The organism is Pantoea sp. CFCC18177 (assembly GCF_059412425.1).
On record NZ_JBNBPL010000006.1, the window covers coordinates 228,252 to 245,147 of the forward strand.

Sequence of the window (16,896 nt, forward strand, 5' to 3'; positions counted from 1 at the left end):
ACGCTGTTTTAACCGGAAACTGATATGGCTGAACCTCGTTTTATACATCTGCGCGTCCATAGCGACTACTCCATGGTGGATGGCCTGGCGAAAACCAAGCCGCTGGTCAAAAAGGCGGCTGCGCTCGGCATGCCGGCGATTGCCATCACCGATTACATCAACCTCTGTGGTTTGGTGCGATTCTACGGTAGCGCGCACGATGCAGGGGTAAAACCGATCGTCGGTGCGGACTTCCACGTTGCCAGTGAATTGATGGGTGATGAGCTGACCCAACTGACGGTACTCGCCGCCAATAACACCGGTTACCAAAATCTGACGCTGCTGATTTCACGAGCCTATCAACGTGGCTATGGCATCGCAGGGCCGATTATCGATCGTGACTGGCTGGTTGAATTAGGCGAAGGGCTCATCTTGCTTTCCGGTGGACGCCGTGGTGATGTTGGTCGGAGTCTACTACGTGGTAACAGCGCGCTGGTGGCGCAATGTCTCAGTTTTTATCAGGAACATTTCCCAAACCGCTACTACCTTGAATTGACGCGCACCGGGCGTGCCGATGAAGAGACCTATCTGCATGCCGCCGTTGAGTTGGCGATTGCCGAGGGCGTGCCGGTGGTGGCGACCAATGAAGTCTGTTTCCTCAACGAGGAAGACTTTGACGCGCATGAAATTCGCGTTGCCATCCACGATGGCTATACGCTGGACGATCCCAAGCGTCCGCGCAATTACAGTCCTCAGCAATATATGCGCAGTGAAGAGGAGATGTGCGAGCTGTTCTCGGACATCCCAGAAGCACTGGAAAACAGCGTAGAGATTGCTAAGCGTTGTAACGTCACGGTTCGCCTTGGTGAGTACTTCTTGCCACAGTTCCCCACCGGTGAAATGAGTACCGAAGACTTCCTGGTGATGAAATCGCGCGAGGGGCTGGAAGAACGTCTGGAATTCCTGTTCCCGGATGACAAACTGCGTGCTGAAAAGCGACCAGAATACGATGAACGTCTGGAGATTGAACTTAACGTTATCAACCAGATGGGATTTCCGGGCTACTTCCTGATCGTGATGGAGTTTATCCAGTGGTCGAAGGATAACGGCATTCCGGTTGGGCCGGGCCGTGGTTCAGGTGCAGGATCATTGGTGGCCTATGCGCTGAAAATCACTGACCTTGATCCGCTGGAGTTTGACCTGCTGTTCGAACGTTTCCTCAACCCAGAGCGTGTGTCGATGCCTGACTTCGACGTCGATTTCTGCATGGAGAAGCGCGACCAGGTCATCGATCACGTTGCTGAGATGTATGGCCGTGAAGCGGTATCACAGATCATCACCTTCGGAACCATGGCGGCGAAAGCGGTTATCCGCGACGTGGGACGCGTGCTCGGTCATCCGTATGGTTTTGTCGATCGTATCTCCAAGCTGATCCCGCCCGATCCCGGCATGACGCTGGAAAAAGCCTTTGAAGCGGAACCGCAACTGCCGGAAATCTACGAGGCAGATGAAGAGGTCAAAGCGCTGATTGATATGGCGCGTAAGCTGGAAGGTGTCACGCGTAACGCCGGTAAACACGCCGGTGGTGTGGTAATAGCGCCAACCAAAATCACCGATTTCGCCCCGCTTTATTGCGATGAAAATGGCCAGTTCCCGGTCACCCAGTTTGATAAGAATGATGTGGAATATGCCGGGCTAGTGAAGTTTGACTTCCTTGGCCTGCGTACGCTCACCATCATTGACTGGGCGCTGAAGATGATTAACCCGCGCCGCGCCAAAGAGGGGCTGGAGCCGATCGATATCGCCGCCATCCCGCTGGATGACAAGAAAAGCTTCGATATGCTGCAGCGTTCGGAAACCACGGCGGTATTCCAGCTTGAATCGCGCGGCATGAAAGACTTGATCAAACGTCTTAAGCCGGACTGCTTTGAAGATATGATCGCACTGGTGGCGCTGTTCCGTCCGGGGCCGCTGCAATCAGGCATGGTAGATAACTTCATTGACCGTAAGCACGGTCGTGAAGAGATATCCTATCCGGATATTCAGTGGCAGCACGAAACCCTGAAGCCGGTGCTGGAACCGACCTACGGCATCATTCTGTATCAGGAACAGGTGATGCAGATCGCTCAGGTGCTGTCGGGTTATACCCTGGGCGGTGCGGATATGCTGCGCCGTGCTATGGGTAAAAAGAAACCCGAAGAGATGGCCAAGCAGCGTTCAGTGTTCCAGGACGGTGCCGAGAGCATGGGTGTTGATGGCGAACTCTCGATGAAGATCTTCGATCTGGTAGAGAAATTCGCCGGTTATGGCTTTAACAAGTCGCACTCGGCAGCCTATGCTTTGGTGTCATATCAAACGCTATGGCTAAAAGCGCACTATCCCGCCGAGTTTATGGCGGCGGTGATGACCGCGGATATGGATAACACCGAGAAGGTGGTTGGTCTGGTGGATGAGTGCTGGCGCATGGGGTTGAAAGTGTTGCCGCCAGACATTAACTCCGGCTTGTATCCGTTCCACGTCAATGATGAAGGTGAGATCGTTTACGGCATCGGCGCGATTAAAGGCGTAGGTGAAGGTCCGATCGAAGCGATTATTGAAGCGCGAAACGAAGGCGGCTACTTCAAAGAGCTGTTTGATCTCTGTGCGCGCACCGATACCAAGAAGATCAACCGACGTGTGATGGAAAAGCTGATCATGTCGGGCGCATTCGATCGTCTGGGTCCGCATCGTGCCGCCTTGATGAGTGCGCTCAGCGATGCGCTGAAAGCGGCGGACCAGCACGCGAAAGCGGAAGCCACAGGTCAGGCGGATATGTTTGGCGTGCTGGCAGAAGAGCCAGAGCAGGTTGAGAAGTCCTATACCAATATTACGCCCTGGCCTGAACAAATTCAGTTGGATGGCGAACGTGAGACGCTCGGGCTGTACCTCACGGGTCATCCCATCAATCAGTATTTGAAAGAGATCGATCGCTACGTTGGCGGCATGCGCCTGAAGGACATGCATCCAACGGATCGTGGTAAAGTAACCATCGCCGCGGGGCTGGTGATTGCCGCCCGCGTGATGGTCACCAAGCGCGGCAACCGAATTGGTATTTGTACTCTCGACGATCGTTCTGGTCGTCTGGAAGTGATGTTATTTACCGATGCGTTAGATAAATACCAGCAGTTGCTGGAGAAAGACCGTATCCTGATCGTCAGTGGACAGGTCAGCTTTGATGACTTTAGCGGTGGCCTTAAAATGACCGCTCGAGAAGTGATGGACATCGACGAAGCGCGGGAAAAATACGCGCGCGGACTTGCTATCTCGCTGACGGACAGGCAAATTGATGACCAGCTTTTAAACCGTCTCCGCCAGTCTCTGGAGCCTCATCGTTCCGGGACCATTCCGGTGCATCTCTATTATCAGAGAGCAGATGCGCGGGCGAAGCTGCGCTTTGGTGCAGCGTGGCGAATTTCGCCCAGCGATCGTTTACTCAACGATTTGCGGTCGTTAGTAGGATCGGAGCAGGTGGAACTGGAGTTTGACTAAAACAGGAACATTATGAGTCTTAATTACCTGGATTTTGAACAGCCAATCGCAGAACTGGAAGCGAAAATCGACTCGCTGAAGTCAATTGGCCGTTCAGATGAGAAACACGATATTAATCTGGATGAAGAAGTGCAGCGTCTACGTGAAAAAAGCGTTGAGCTGACCCGTAAAATCTTCTCCGATTTAGGTGCCTGGCAGGTTGCGCAGCTCGCGCGTCACCCGCTGCGCCCTTACACGCTGGACTATGTCCGCAACGCGTTTGATGATTTCGATGAGTTGGCAGGCGACCGCGCCTATGCCGATGACAAAGCGATTGTCGGCGGTATTGCCCGTCTTGATGGTCGTCCAGTGATGGTGATTGGCCATCAGAAAGGTCGTGAAACCAAAGAGAAGATCCGTCGTAACTTTGGTATGCCCGCTCCAGAAGGCTATCGTAAAGCGTTGCGACTGATGGAGATGGCTGAACGCTTCAAGATGCCACTGATTACCTTCATCGACACGCCGGGTGCTTATCCGGGCGTGGGCGCAGAAGAACGCGGTCAGTCTGAAGCTATCGCGCGTAATCTGCGTGAGATGTCTGGCCTGAAAATCCCGGTCATCTGTACCGTGATTGGTGAAGGCGGTTCCGGTGGTGCGCTGGCGATTGGCGTGGGCGATAAAGTGAACATGCTGCAGTACAGCACCTACTCGGTGATCTCACCGGAAGGTTGTGCGTCGATTCTGTGGAAAAGCGCCGATAAAGCGCCACTGGCTGCGGAAGCGATGGGCATCACTGCCGATCGTCTGAAAGAGTTGAAGCTGATTGACTCAATCATTCCAGAGCCACTGGGCGGCGCGCATCGTCATCCAGTCGACATGGCTGGGGCGTTGAAGAAACAGCTGTTAGCCGATCTGGCCGATCTCGACGTGCTGAGCACCGAAGAGTTGCTTAACCGTCGCTATCAGCGTCTGATGAGCTACGGCTACGCATAAAGCAAGCTGTAATGAGTGAAGAGAAGCGGACTGAGGTCCGCTTTTTTTATGTCTTTAGTTTAGGTGTCGTTGCTATGCGCTCATTGCGTGGTCCAGTAAAGGCCAGTCCGAAGTGCAAGGCGTCCATTTACTCCTTGAACTGTCCTAAATGATGAGGGGCTCAAACAGACGACTGTGGATTGGGCAGCAATAACAATCTAACCGGCCAGAGTAGGCCAGCCCGAATAGCAAAGCGTCCGGGCCATGGACGGCCCGGCAGATCTGCATGGATGCGTGTTTCCTTTGCGATCGGGCTGGCCTACTCTGGACCTTGCACACGACTTACAGCGAAACCTCTCATTAACAGCACACCTTTCCAGAACATTCACCCGCCAGTTTTCGCTATCCTTATTCAGTGCCATAACACCACAGGAGGTGAGCATTGAATATTATTGCGATCATGGGACCGCACGGCGCGTTCTACAAAGATGAACCGATTCGCGAACTGGACGCAGCGCTCAAATTACAAGGCTTCCAGACCGTTTATCCCAACAATGCCAGCGACCTGCTCAAGCTTATTGAACACAATCCGCGCATCTGTGGCGTGATTTTTGACTGGGACGATTACAGTCTGGCGCTGTGTAGCGACATCAATCAGCTCAATGAATATTTGCCGCTCTACGCCTTCATCAACACCCATTCGCAAATGGATGTCAGCATTAATGAAATGCGCATGGCGTTGCAGTTCTTCGAGTACGCGCTCAATGCGGCTGACGATATCGCCTTGCATATCCGCCAATACACCGATGAATACATCGACAAAATCATGCCGCCGCTGACCAAGGCGCTGTTCACCTATGTGAAAGAGGGCAAATACACCTTTTGCACACCTGGCCACATGGGCGGTACCGCGTTCCAGAAAAGCCCGGTGGGCAGTCTGTTTTATGATTTCTTTGGTGCCAATACCCTCAAGGCGGATGTGTCGATCTCGGTAACGGAACTCGGATCGCTGCTCGACCACACCGGTCCGCATCTTGAAGCAGAAGAGTATGTGGCGCGAACTTTCGGCGCAGAACAAAGCTACATGGTGACCAACGGTACATCGACGTCGAACAAAATTGTGGGGATGTATGCCGCGCCAGCGGGTAGCACAGTACTCATTGACCGCAACTGCCATAAATCACTCACGCATTTGCTGATGATGAGCGACATCATTCCGATTTGGCTCAAACCGACCCGCAATGCGCTCGGTATTCTCGGCGGCATTCCACAGCGTGAGTTCACCCGTGACAGCATTCAGCAAAAGGTAAACAACACGCCATGCGCCAACTGGCCGGTGCATGCGGTGATCACCAACTCTACTTATGATGGGCTGCTGTACAACACGCAGTACATCAAACAAACGCTGGATGTCCCATCGATCCACTTCGACTCTGCGTGGGTGCCCTATACCAATTTCCATCCGATTTACGCCGGTAAAAGTGGCATGAGCGGGGATCGCATTCCCGGTAAGGTGATTTATGAGACCCAATCAACACACAAACTGCTGGCCGCTTTCTCACAGGCTTCGCTGATTCACATCAAAGGCGATTACGATCATGACACCTTTAACGAAGCCTACATGATGCACACCACGACATCGCCGAGTTACGCGATAGTCTCATCCATCGAAACCGCCGCGGCGATGCTGCGTGGCAATCCGGGCAAACGGCTGATTAATCGCTCGGTAGAGCGAGCCCTGCATTTCCGGCGTGAAATACAGCGTCTACGCGAAGAGTGTGACGGCTGGTTCTTTGATATCTGGCAACCGGAACAGATTGATGAAGCCGAGTGTTGGCCGATCCAGCCGGGCGAAGAGGAGTGGCACGGCTTTACGCATGCCGATCGCGATCACATGTATCTCGATCCGATTAAAGTCACCATTCTGACACCGGGCATGAGTGAACTGGGCCACATGGCGGAAGAGGGCATTCCGGCCTCGCTGGTGGCGAAATTCCTCGATCAACGTGGGGTAGTGGTCGAGAAAACGGGACCATACAATTTATTGTTCCTGTTCAGTATTGGCATCGATAAAACCAAGGCCATGAGCGTACTGCGCGGTTTGACCGAGTTTAAACGCGCCTACGATCTCAACCTGCGGGTAAAAAACATGTTGCCGGATCTGTATGCGGAAGATCCCGACTTCTACCGTAATATGCGCATTCAGACCCTGGCGCAGGGCATTCACCAACTGATCCTACAACACGATCTGCCGCGCCTGATGCTTAAAGCCTTCGATGTGTTGCCAGAATCGAAGATGACACCTCACCAGGCATTTCAACGTCAGGTGCAGGGATTCGTTGAAACGGTGGATATCCGCGAGTTGGTGGGACGCATTTCCGCCAATATGATTCTGCCTTATCCTCCGGGCGTGCCGCTGGTGATGCCAGGGGAAATGGTCACCGAGGAGAGCCGGGCCGTACTCGATTTCCTGTTGATGCTCTGCACTATCGGGCGGCACTATCCTGGATTTGAAACCGATATTCATGGGGCAACGCTCACCGAAGATGGCCGTTACCTGGTTCGTGTGCTACGGGAGGAGAACGTTGACTAAGTTCGGATAATTGCCTCTTTTCAGCGCCGCGCAGAGCACGTAGGGTATGCGGCTAACGTGAAAACCGGAGCCGCTATGCTGCAGATAAAACAGATCCACCACATTGCCATTATTGCCACCGACTACCAGCGCAGTAAGGCGTTTTACTGTGACGTGTTAGGCTTTGAATTGTTGGGCGAATACTACCGAGCCGAGCGCGACTCGTGGAAAGGGGACCTGGGGCTGAATGGCGTATACACCATTGAACTGTTCTCGTTCCCCACTCCTCCTGCGCGCGTCAGTGGCCCGGAAGCCTGTGGTCTGCGCCATCTGGCTTTTTGTGTTGATGACGTGGAGCTGTCGATTGCCGCCCTTGCGGAGAAAGGCGTGGTGTGCGAACCGATCCGTATTGATGCCTTAACCGGTAAAGCCTGCACGTTCTTCCCCGATCCAGACGGTTTGCCGCTGGAGCTGTATCAGGCGTAAACTAGCGTCCGCTGTGGGTCGCAATCAGGCGGCCCGCTTTGATGGAACGCGCTATGTCTTTTTCCCATCTTGCTTCGTTGCTGACACCCGACGCCCGCTGTGTGCTGGCGTTCAGTGGCGGACTGGACTCCACGGTCTTGCTGCATCAGTTGGTCAGTTGGCAACGCCAACTGCCGCAGCTTTACGTGCGTGCGTTACATGTTCACCACGGATTAAGCCCGAATGCCGATAGTTGGGCCGCGCACTGCCTGCAGATCTGTCAGCAGTGGCGCATTCCCTGCGAAGTGCTGCATGTACAGGTTGACGGTTCCGCTAAGGGTATCGAGGCTGCAGCGCGTGAGGCGCGCTATCAAATCCTGTTTCAACAGCTGCAACCCGGTGAGTGCTTACTGACTGCTCAGCACCTCGACGATCAATGCGAAACGCTGCTGCTGGCACTCAAACGTGGCAGTGGTCCGGCTGGATTAGCCGCGATGCCGGTGCAGCGCGAAATTGAGGGGCATCTCCATCTGCGCCCGCTACTGGATGTAAGCCGTGAACAGCTTGAAGCCTATGCGGCAGAACAGCAGTTAAGCTGGATTGAAGACGAAAGTAACGCCGACAGCCGTTATGACCGCAACTTTTTGCGTCAGCAGATTCTGCCGTTGTTGCAGGCGCGCTGGCCGCATTTCAGTGCCGCCAGCGCGCGCAGTGCCGCCCTTTGTGGCGAGCAAGAGCAGTTGCTGGATGAATTGCTGGCGGAGCAGGTAACGCATCTTACTGACGCCCAAGGCGCACTGCATTTTCCTCCGCTGCTAACAATGAGCGAAGCGCGACGGCATGCGCTGCTGCGGCGCTGGATTGCATTGCAGGGGGGCACAATGCCTTCACGTTCAGCGTTAAAACGTATTACCGACGAGGTAATGCTCAGCCGTGGAGATGCGAATCCTTGCCTGCGTTTTGGCCTGTTTGAACTTCATCGTTATCGTGAACAACTCTATTGGCTTATCTCACAGCCATCGCTAAGTCAGCACTCGCTAACCTGGCATGACCGCAGGTACTCGCTGCCATTGCCCGGTGGTATAGGAGAATTGCAGGCAGATACGGGCTTGGCCCTATTACGCCAACCTTCCGCAGGCGAATCGATCAACATTCGTTTCCAGGCGCGCGGCTATTATCATCTGCAAGGGCGTGCAGGTGGCCGCGACATGAAAAAACTGTGGCAGGAATTAGGTGTACCGCCGTGGCAACGTGAGCGTATCCCCTTGATTTATTACAACCAGACGCTGATTTGCGCACCGGGAATCTTTGTTACCCGTGAAGGTGCTGCCAGCAATGAGCGAGGCTGGCAGGCGATCTGGTCAAAACAACAATAAGATGGAGAGCAATGATGAAATACTGGATGGCAACCGCGTTGCTGGCTGCTGCGTTGCCGGTTTTTGCCGACGGCGATGTGAATGCGGGGGCGCAGAAAGCGGCCACTTGTCTGGCGTGCCATGGCGCGGAAGGGAAAAGTGCGGTGCCACTGTATCCTAATCTCGCGGGACAACATGCACCCTATCTACTGCATTCGTTGCAAGCCTATAAAAAGGGCGAGCGCAGTGGCGGACAGGCCGAAGTGATGAAAGCTTTTGTTGCGGGACTGAGCGATCAGGATATGGAAGATTTGGCGGCTTACTATGGGTCGTTAAAGCCTTAAATGAGGAGGGCGGGAAGGGCTCCCGCCCAGATGCAGGGGACTATTCGTCTTCGCTGACGATGACGGTGCCCAGTTCGGGATGGCTAAAGCTGGCGATGTGATCCAGCCGAAGTTCGCGGATTTCACCGGAAAGATCGACTGTCAGGTACTCCACGTTTTTACGTGAGACCATGTCCACGGCTTTCGCCTTGAGCTGATCGCCGCTTTTTAACTCCAAAGACAGCGTCCAGTGTTTGGTGCAGGCGAGTTCGAGGCTATCGTAGTCATCGCAGTTGATGGGTTTGTAGGCTTCATTCGTCAACATAGTCGCTCACCAATAAGTTTGCAGCAGCGTAAGCTGCTTGTTCCCTGACAGAAGAGTTTAGCGCAGAATTAGCGGCAATATCGTTGAGTGCGTTTAGCGCGCAACCTATCGCGTCTGGCACATACCCCAGGTCGCCACTACCAATTTCGGCATACTTCTGGCGAACTAACTCACAATACTTTTGCACATACACCTCCTCAGCAGAGCTTAAATACTCTGGTTGATACGCGACTATATCACAGGATTTTCATGGAAATCAGCCAGGGAGGCGCGGGATGTTTGCAAAGAAAAGTGTAAAAGTGACAGATAGCGCTGGTCTTAAGCATTTAGACGGCGCACAAAAGGTTAAGTTGATGAATAGCTTATTACACGACACAACGTCGTACCTAACGGCAGGTGACAGATGATCGTGCTGTCTCGAACGGTTTCACTTGCCGATAATGAAGTCGAGCTCAGTGCCATCCGCGCACAGGGCGCGGGCGGCCAGCATGTGAATAAAACATCCACCGCCATTCATCTACGTTTCGACATTCACGCATCGTCGTTGCCGCCGTTTTACAAGGAGAGACTCCTTGCGGCAAGCCACCATTTGATCACTGCAGAAGGCGTGGTGATTATCAAAGCACAGGAATACCGCAGCCAGGAAATGAACCGCGAGGCGGCCCTGCAGCGGTTAATCAATCTGATTCGTGAACTTACTACGGTTGAAAAGGCTCGGCGGGCAACGCGTCCGACACGCGCATCAAAAGAGCGCAGGCTGGAGAGTAAAACACGACGCAGTAATGTGAAGGCGATGCGTGGGAAGGTGCAATAAAAAACGCCTCCCAAAGGAGGCGCTCACTGTTACTTATTCAGGGCTGTTGCCAGGAAGTTGACGATGTCGTGTTGCTTAATCATCTGCTTCTCGCTGGCTGAACGCGATTTGTACTCGATCTCTTGATTATCAAGGTTACGATCGCCAATCACGATGGTGTGCGGCACGCCAATCAGTTCCATATCAGCGAACATCACGCCAGGGCGCTCTTTGCGATCGTCCAGAATCACATCGATGCCTTTAGCACGCAGTTCGTTGTACAGCTCTTCCGCCAGTTCTTTCACGCGGAAAGATTTGTGCATGTTCATTGGCAGAATCGCGACTTCGAACGGTGCCAGTGCGGCTGGCCAGATGATACCGCGCTCGTCATGGTTCTGCTCAATGGCTGCCGCCACAACACGGGTGATGCCGATACCATAGCAACCCATGGTCATAATCTGGTTACGGCCATCTTCACCTTGTACTGCCGCTTTCATCGCATCTGAGTACTTGGTACCCAACTGGAAGATGTGACCAACTTCGATACCGCGTTTGATCTGCAGCGTGCCTTTGCCATCTGGGCTTGGATCGCCTTCCACCACGTTACGAATATCTTCCACGCGTGCTTCTGGTAAATCACGGACCCAGTTGATGCCGGCAAAGTGCTGACCATCAATGTTAGCGCCCGCTGAGAAGTCGCTCATTTTGGCCACGGTGCGGTCAGCAATCACGGGCATGTTCAGGCCAACAGGGCCGAGAGAACCGAAACCGGCACCGATTGCGGCACGAATGGCTTCTTCGCTGCCCATTTCAAGTGGAGAGGCAACGATATCCAGATGTTCTGCTTTGATCTCATTAAGTTCATGATCGCCGCGCACCAACAGCGCAACCAGCGAATGGCCACTCTCTTCAGTTGCTTTGACAATCAGCGTCTTCACGGTTTTTTCAACCGGGATCTGATGCTGCTCAACCAGCTCTGCAATGGTCTTGGCATTTGGCGTCGCGAACTGCGTCAGTTCCTGCGTAGCAGCTGGACGATCGCCTGCTGGCGCAACCGCTTCTGCTTTTTCAATGTTGGCAGCATAATCGGACTCGCTCGAGAAGATCACATCATCTTCACCGCTCTGTGCCAGAACCTGGAATTCGTGAGAGCCGCTACCGCCAATGGAGCCGGTGTCAGCCTGAACCGCACGGAAATCCAGACCCATACGGCTGAAGCTCTGGCTGTATGCGCGGTACATCGCGTCATAGGTTTCCTGCAGCGATTCCTGCGAGGTATGGAACGAATACGCATCTTTCATGATGAACTCGCGCGAGCGCATCACACCAAAGCGCGGGCGAACTTCATCACGGAATTTGGTCTGGATCTGATACAGGTTCAGCGGCAGCTGTTTGTAGGAGCTCAGCTCGTTGCGGATCAGATCGGTCACTACTTCTTCATGGGTTGGACCCAATACGAATGGACGGTCGTGGCGATCTTTAATGCGCAGCAGTTCCGGGCCGTACTGCTCCCAACGACCGCTCTCTTCCCACAAATCGGCAGGCTGAACCACCGGCATCGAGATCTCAATCGCGCCCGCATTGTTCATCTCTTCGCGTACGATGTTTTCAACTTTTCGCAAGACGCGGACACCGGTCGGCAACCAGGTGTAAAGGCCAGAAGCGAGTTTACGGATCATCCCGGCGCGCAGCATCAGCTGGTGGCTGATCACTTCCGCATCGGAAGGCGTCTCTTTCTGAGTAGAGAGCAGATATTGAGTAGTACGCATTGATTACGATTCCAGTTGTACGGAAGGACACTGACAAAAATTTTTCTGGCGGCTAGTGTACCAGCGAGACCAATCACTCAAAAGCTTGTTTTAGCGCGGATCGAGGGCGATCACTTCGGTGCCGGCCTCATCAATACGCCAACGCACATTAAAGTCGAGTAGCCAGGCGGCATACTCACGATCTTCCGCTTCACCTTTTCGATAGGCAGGGCGGGGATCTTGCGCCAATACTTCAGCAATAAATCGCGCCAGCTGTGGGTGCTTTTTCTGCTGCTGGATTTGGCTTTGCGCTAACGCGGAGAAGCGCACCGGCATGTTCGCATCCGGAGCGCTTTGGGCAAATCCTGCGCGTGCATCGGGAAGGGCTTCAGCAAATGGCAAGTAGGGTTTGATATCCACTACGGGTGTGCCATCAACTAAGTCCAGACTGCCAAGCTGCAAAATCACCTGCTGCTTTTCACACCGGATGCCTTTTAACTCGACCAGCGACATGCCGATGGGATTGGGGCGAAACGTTGAGCGCGTGGCAAATACTCCCATGCGGGCGTTGCCGCCTAAGCGAGGTGGGCGCACGGTTGGACGCCAGCCACCTTCCATGGTTTGGTGGAAGACAAACAGCACCCAGAGGTGACTAAAGTCTTCAAGCCCGCGCACCGCCTCCGGCTGATTATAGGGCGGCAGCAAGTGCAATTCGCCGCTACCATCCTGCACTAAGCCGGGCTGGCGTGGCACGGCAAATTTCTCTTTCCACGGCGAACGAATAACGCCGATTTGCGCAAAGGCAAAATCACTCATTGATTGGAAACTTTCAGTGCAGAGCCTTGGCAAATCGCCTGGCGATAGCAGCCCGGCGTGCTGGTGACGATTTCGCACTTGTGCAGCAATACCGCATTGGCTTTCATGTTCGCCGCTTTGATCTGCAGACGCTTGCGCGCGGTGTTGATGTTGGGTGGCGAATCCTGGCTGCTGCTCTGGCAATCATCAGCGGAAACTTCACCCAGATCGCGGAACGGGTTGCTGACCAGATCGGTAGCGTCGGTATAAATTTTCACCGGCGCAGGGCGTGGAGTGGGTTTGCGTTCAGGTTCGCTGGATGACGCCTGTGGACGAACTGGGGCGCTGCTTATCGGGTGATATTCACGTACACACCCTGTTAGCATTAATGCCAACAAGCAGAGCGGTAAAAAACGCATATCAACATCCTCATAAATAAAAAGTGGCGTTATTGAATCAAGGACCGGATTAAATAACAAGTCAGCAAAAAGAAAGGGCGGCCGAAGCCGCCCTGCATGGCATGAAAGGAGAAAATTACCAGCCTTTCACTGCACCGCCGTTGAAGATTTTATTCGCGGCTTCTGAAACTTCATCAGACTGATAAGCCTGAACAAATTTCTTCACGTTCTCCGCATCTTTATTATCTTCACGGCTGACGATCAGGTTGACGTATGGAGAATCTTTATCTTCCACAAAGATGCCATCTTTCGCTGGCGTCAGGCCAATCTGGCTAGCGTAGGTGGTATTGATCACGGCCAGGGCGATTTGTTGGTCGTCCAGTGAACGTGGCAGCTGCGGCGCTTCCAGCTCAACAATCTTCAGGTTTTTCGGGTTCTCAACGATATCCAGTGAGGTTGGCAGCAGGCCAACGCCATCCTTCAGTTTGATCAGGCCCACTTTCTGCAGCAGCAGCAGAGAACGACCAAGGTTGGTTGGATCGTTAGGGATAGCAATCTGCGCACCGTTTTGCAGTTCATCCAGAGATTTGATTTTTTTCGAGTAGCCAGCAATCGGGTAAACAAAGGTGTTGCCGACTGGAACCAGCTTATAACCACGATCTTTGATCTGCTGGTCCAGGTACGGTTTGTGCTGGAAGGCATTAACATCAATATCGCCTTTGCTCAGTGCTTCGTTTGGCAGCACATAGTCGTTGAACGTCACGAGTTCGACATCCAGGCCATATTTCTCTTTGGCAACTTTAACAGCGGTTTCTGCAACCTGCTGCTCAGCACCGACAATCACACCCACTTTGATGTGGTTTGGATCTTTAGCTTTCTGATCGCATCCTGCCAGCGCAATTGCGCCAATCAGAGCACCCACAGCGGCAATCTTTTTAAATGTGAAAGACATATCCTTTCCTTAATAGAGGACTATTGATGTTGTTTGCTTATTTATGGGACACAGCACGTACAATGCGGTCGCCACAGAACTGAATTAAGTACACCAGAACAACCAGTAAAATCAGTACGGTATTCATCACGGTGGCGTTATAGCCAATGTAACCGTACTGATAACCAATCTGACCCAGACCGCCAGCACCCACGGCACCGCCCATGGCGGAATAGCCGACCAGCGTAATCAGGGTAATTGTAGCGGCATTCACCAGACCCGGCAGGGCTTCCGGCAGCAACACCTTACGCACGATTTGCAGCGGGGTGGCGCCCATGGCGCGTGAGGCTTCAATCAAACCGGTAGGCAGCTCCAGCAAGGCGTTCTCAACCATACGTGCAATAAAGGGAGCCGCGCCGACCGTCAGTGGCACAATGGCGGCCTGTAGACCAATCGAGGTGCCCACAATGGCGCGCGTGAACGGAATCATCCATACCAGCAGAATAATGAAGGGAATTGAGCGGAAGATATTCACCAGCGCAGACAACACGCGATAAAGCGCACCATTCGCCAGAATCTGTCCTGGGCGCGTAACGTACAGCAACACGCCTACTGGCAGGCCAAGAACAAAACCAAAGAAACCGGAGACAAAGGTCATCATCAGCGTTTCCCAGACGCCACGCGTCAGTAACCACATCATCGCTTCAGACATAACCCAGTACCTCTACTTTCACATGATTTTCTTGCAGCCAGGCGATCGCTGCCTGTGTATCTGTTTCACTGCCATCCATTTCGGCCAGCATGATGCCGAACTTCACGCCACCGGCGTAATCCATTTGGGCACTGATGATGTTGTTATTCACATTAAAACGGCGAGCGGCTTCAGAAAGCAGCGGCGCATCTACCGATTTGCCGGTGAATTCCAGGCGCAGCAGAGGCACACTCTCGGCGGTGGCTTGTGGTGTCATACGCTGCTGATAATCGTCCGGGATATCCAGATGGAGCGTGGACTGAATGAATTGCTGAGCCAGCGGAGTTTTAGGGTGCGAGAACACTTCGCTGACGCTGTCTTTCTCAATCAACTCACCATTACTGATTACCGCAACCTGATCGCAGATGCGTTTTACCACGTCCATTTCGTGCGTGATCAACAGAATGGTAATACCAAGACGGCGGTTGATGTCTTTCAGCAGTTCGAGGATTGAACGCGTGGTGGCCGGGTCCAGTGCACTGGTGGCTTCGTCACACAGCAGAACTTTCGGGTTACTTGCCAGTGCACGCGCAATGGCGACACGCTGCTTTTGACCGCCAGAGAGATTGGCTGGCCAGCTGTCGTGTTTATCCGCCAGTCCAACTAACTCTAACAGCTCAGTCACACGTTTTTTAATCTGGTCACGTGACAGATTGCCCAACTCAAGCGGGAGTGCGACGTTGCCAGATACAGTACGTGAGTTCATGAGATTAAAATGCTGGAAGATCATGCCAATTTGGCGGCGAGCCAGCGTGAGTTGCCCGGAGGAGAGGGCGGTTAACTCTTGGCCATCAACCAATACGCGGCCAGAAGTTGGACGTTCTAATAAGTTAACGCAGCGAATGAGCGTGCTTTTACCGGCACCGGAAGAACCGATGACGCCATAAATCTGCCCAGCAGGCACATGCAGGCTGACGTTTGACAGCGCCTGAATAGTGCGTGAACCTTGCTGGAACACTTTGGTAATATTTTCGAGTTTAATCATTAGTTTAATAGTTATCGTGTTGCGTTGTCCGTGGTGTATCGGGTTTCATGCTGTTGTGCAGCGTGAAATTTGGATGGATGTTAAGGCATCCAGACGGCTAAATCAATCGAAGTCATTCAATCTGCCATTCTCTCGCTATACGCAATCATGCGATACTGAGCGGCACTATTTGCAGCAGGAGTTTCTACGTGACGAACAAAGTCCCGGCTATTTTCCTTGATCGTGATGGCACCCTGAATGTCGATCACGGCTATGTCCATGAAATCGATAATTTTGAATTTATTGATGGCACCATTGAAGCGTTACAGGCGCTTAAAAAGATGGGTTACGCATTGGTGCTGGTGACCAACCAATCTGGTATTGCGCGCGGCATGTTTACTGAAGACCAGTTTATGCAGCTCACCGAATGGATGGATTGGTCGCTGGCGGATCGCGATGTCGATCTCGACGGTATCTATTTCTGTCCGCATCTCCCCGATGCAAAAGTAGAAGAGTATCGCCAGGCGTGTGATTGTCGTAAGCCGCAACCCGGCATGCTGCTGTCTGCACAGAAGCATCTGAACATCGATATGGCTGCTTCTTATATGGTAGGTGACAAAATAGAAGATATGCAGGCTGCGCAGGCGGCGGGTGTGGGTACAAAAGTGCTGGTGCGCAGCGGAAAACCGGTAACTGCCGAAGGTGAGGCTGCGGCCGATTGGGTGCTTAATAGTCTGGCAGAGTTACCTGGACGACTGAAAAAGGCCTAAAAACGGGCCTTTTGCACAAAACTTAATCGAACAGTAAAAAAGTTGAAATTTACGCTTGCGCTTCCTCAGAGTCTGCCTATAATGCGCCACCACTGAGACGGCAAAGCGGCAACGCAGACGGCTCAGCAGGGAGTGAAGTGATTCACCCCGCCAGATGAAAAACGCTGAAAAAAGTGTTTGACTCTGAAGGAGGAAAGCGTAATATACGCCACCTCGCAACAGCAGCTTAAGGCGCTGATTGCACCGCT

Annotated in this window: 16 protein-coding genes; 8 read left to right on the plus strand and 8 right to left on the minus strand. The window is 53.1% G+C overall.

Going from position 1 to position 16,896, the window contains the following annotated elements:
- Positions 1-24: 24 nt before the first annotated feature.
- The 6 genes from dnaE (at position 25) to ACPUC8_RS08870 (ending at position 9,194) form a co-directional block, all read left to right on the plus strand.
- Positions 25-3,507, plus strand: a complete 3,483-nt coding sequence (dnaE, locus tag ACPUC8_RS08845) for a DNA polymerase III subunit alpha (RefSeq protein WP_494926054.1) — start codon at positions 25-27, stop codon at positions 3,505-3,507.
- A 12-nt stretch (positions 3,508-3,519) separates the two neighbouring features.
- Entirely contained in the window at positions 3,520-4,479 is a 960-nt protein-coding gene (gene accA, locus ACPUC8_RS08850; RefSeq protein WP_039331196.1) for an acetyl-CoA carboxylase carboxyl transferase subunit alpha, read from the plus strand.
- A gap of 421 nt (positions 4,480-4,900) precedes the next feature.
- Positions 4,901-7,051, plus strand: a complete 2,151-nt coding sequence (locus ACPUC8_RS08855; protein ID WP_494926055.1) for a lysine decarboxylase LdcC — start codon at positions 4,901-4,903, stop codon at positions 7,049-7,051.
- A 75-nt stretch (positions 7,052-7,126) separates the two neighbouring features.
- Positions 7,127-7,516: a VOC family protein gene (locus tag ACPUC8_RS08860; RefSeq protein WP_039331192.1), complete on the plus strand. Its 390-nt coding sequence runs from the start codon at positions 7,127-7,129 to the stop codon at positions 7,514-7,516.
- Between the two features lie 53 nt (positions 7,517-7,569).
- Positions 7,570-8,871, plus strand: a complete 1,302-nt coding sequence (gene tilS / locus ACPUC8_RS08865) for a tRNA lysidine(34) synthetase TilS (RefSeq protein WP_494926056.1) — start codon at positions 7,570-7,572, stop codon at positions 8,869-8,871.
- A gap of 14 nt (positions 8,872-8,885) precedes the next feature.
- Complete coding sequence (locus ACPUC8_RS08870) at positions 8,886-9,194, plus strand: c-type cytochrome (RefSeq protein ID WP_039331188.1); 309 nt, start codon at positions 8,886-8,888, stop codon at positions 9,192-9,194.
- A 40-nt stretch (positions 9,195-9,234) separates the two neighbouring features.
- On the opposite strand, the gene rof is transcribed toward ACPUC8_RS08870, so the two are convergent.
- Positions 9,235-9,498, minus strand: coding sequence for a Rho-binding antiterminator (gene rof / locus ACPUC8_RS08875; RefSeq protein ID WP_039331186.1), 264 nt, complete (start codon positions 9,496-9,498; stop codon positions 9,235-9,237).
- Positions 9,485-9,685, minus strand: coding sequence for a YaeP family protein (locus tag ACPUC8_RS08880; RefSeq protein WP_013507964.1), 201 nt, complete (start codon positions 9,683-9,685; stop codon positions 9,485-9,487). Before ACPUC8_RS08880 ends, rof begins: the two co-directional genes overlap by 14 nt.
- 216 nt (positions 9,686-9,901) lie before the next feature.
- Between ACPUC8_RS08880 and arfB the strand changes: the two genes are divergently transcribed.
- Positions 9,902-10,312 (plus strand): alternative ribosome rescue aminoacyl-tRNA hydrolase ArfB, encoded by a 411-nt coding sequence (gene arfB, locus ACPUC8_RS08885; protein ID WP_058972668.1) that lies wholly within the window; start codon positions 9,902-9,904, stop codon positions 10,310-10,312.
- Between the two features lie 29 nt (positions 10,313-10,341).
- Here arfB and proS read toward each other — a convergent pair whose 3' ends face one another.
- The 6 genes from proS to metN form a co-directional block, all read right to left on the minus strand.
- Complete coding sequence (gene proS, locus ACPUC8_RS08890; protein WP_039331180.1) at positions 10,342-12,060, minus strand: proline--tRNA ligase; 1,719 nt, start codon at positions 12,058-12,060, stop codon at positions 10,342-10,344.
- Between the two features lie 90 nt (positions 12,061-12,150).
- Positions 12,151-12,855 (minus strand): tRNA (N6-threonylcarbamoyladenosine(37)-N6)-methyltransferase TrmO, encoded by a 705-nt coding sequence (gene tsaA / locus ACPUC8_RS08895; protein WP_039331177.1) that lies wholly within the window; start codon positions 12,853-12,855, stop codon positions 12,151-12,153.
- Complete coding sequence (rcsF, locus tag ACPUC8_RS08900) at positions 12,852-13,253, minus strand: Rcs stress response system protein RcsF (protein WP_039331175.1); 402 nt, start codon at positions 13,251-13,253, stop codon at positions 12,852-12,854. The genes tsaA and rcsF overlap by 4 nt, the downstream gene beginning before the upstream one ends.
- Before the next feature lie 115 nt (positions 13,254-13,368).
- Positions 13,369-14,184 (minus strand): MetQ/NlpA family lipoprotein, encoded by an 816-nt coding sequence (locus ACPUC8_RS08905; protein WP_039331173.1) that lies wholly within the window; start codon positions 14,182-14,184, stop codon positions 13,369-13,371.
- 37 nt (positions 14,185-14,221) lie between these two features.
- A complete protein-coding gene (locus ACPUC8_RS08910; RefSeq protein ID WP_039331171.1) occupies positions 14,222-14,875 on the minus strand; it encodes a methionine ABC transporter permease MetI in 654 nt (217 codons plus the stop codon).
- A complete protein-coding gene (metN, locus tag ACPUC8_RS08915; protein ID WP_039331169.1) occupies positions 14,868-15,899 on the minus strand; it encodes a methionine ABC transporter ATP-binding protein MetN in 1,032 nt (343 codons plus the stop codon). The genes ACPUC8_RS08910 and metN overlap by 8 nt, the downstream gene beginning before the upstream one ends.
- A 188-nt stretch (positions 15,900-16,087) precedes the next feature.
- Here metN and gmhB point away from each other — a divergent pair, with 188 nt between their 5' ends.
- Entirely contained in the window at positions 16,088-16,648 is a 561-nt protein-coding gene (gene gmhB, locus ACPUC8_RS08920; RefSeq protein WP_039331167.1) for a D-glycero-beta-D-manno-heptose 1,7-bisphosphate 7-phosphatase, read from the plus strand.
- Positions 16,649-16,896 lie beyond the last annotated feature (248 nt).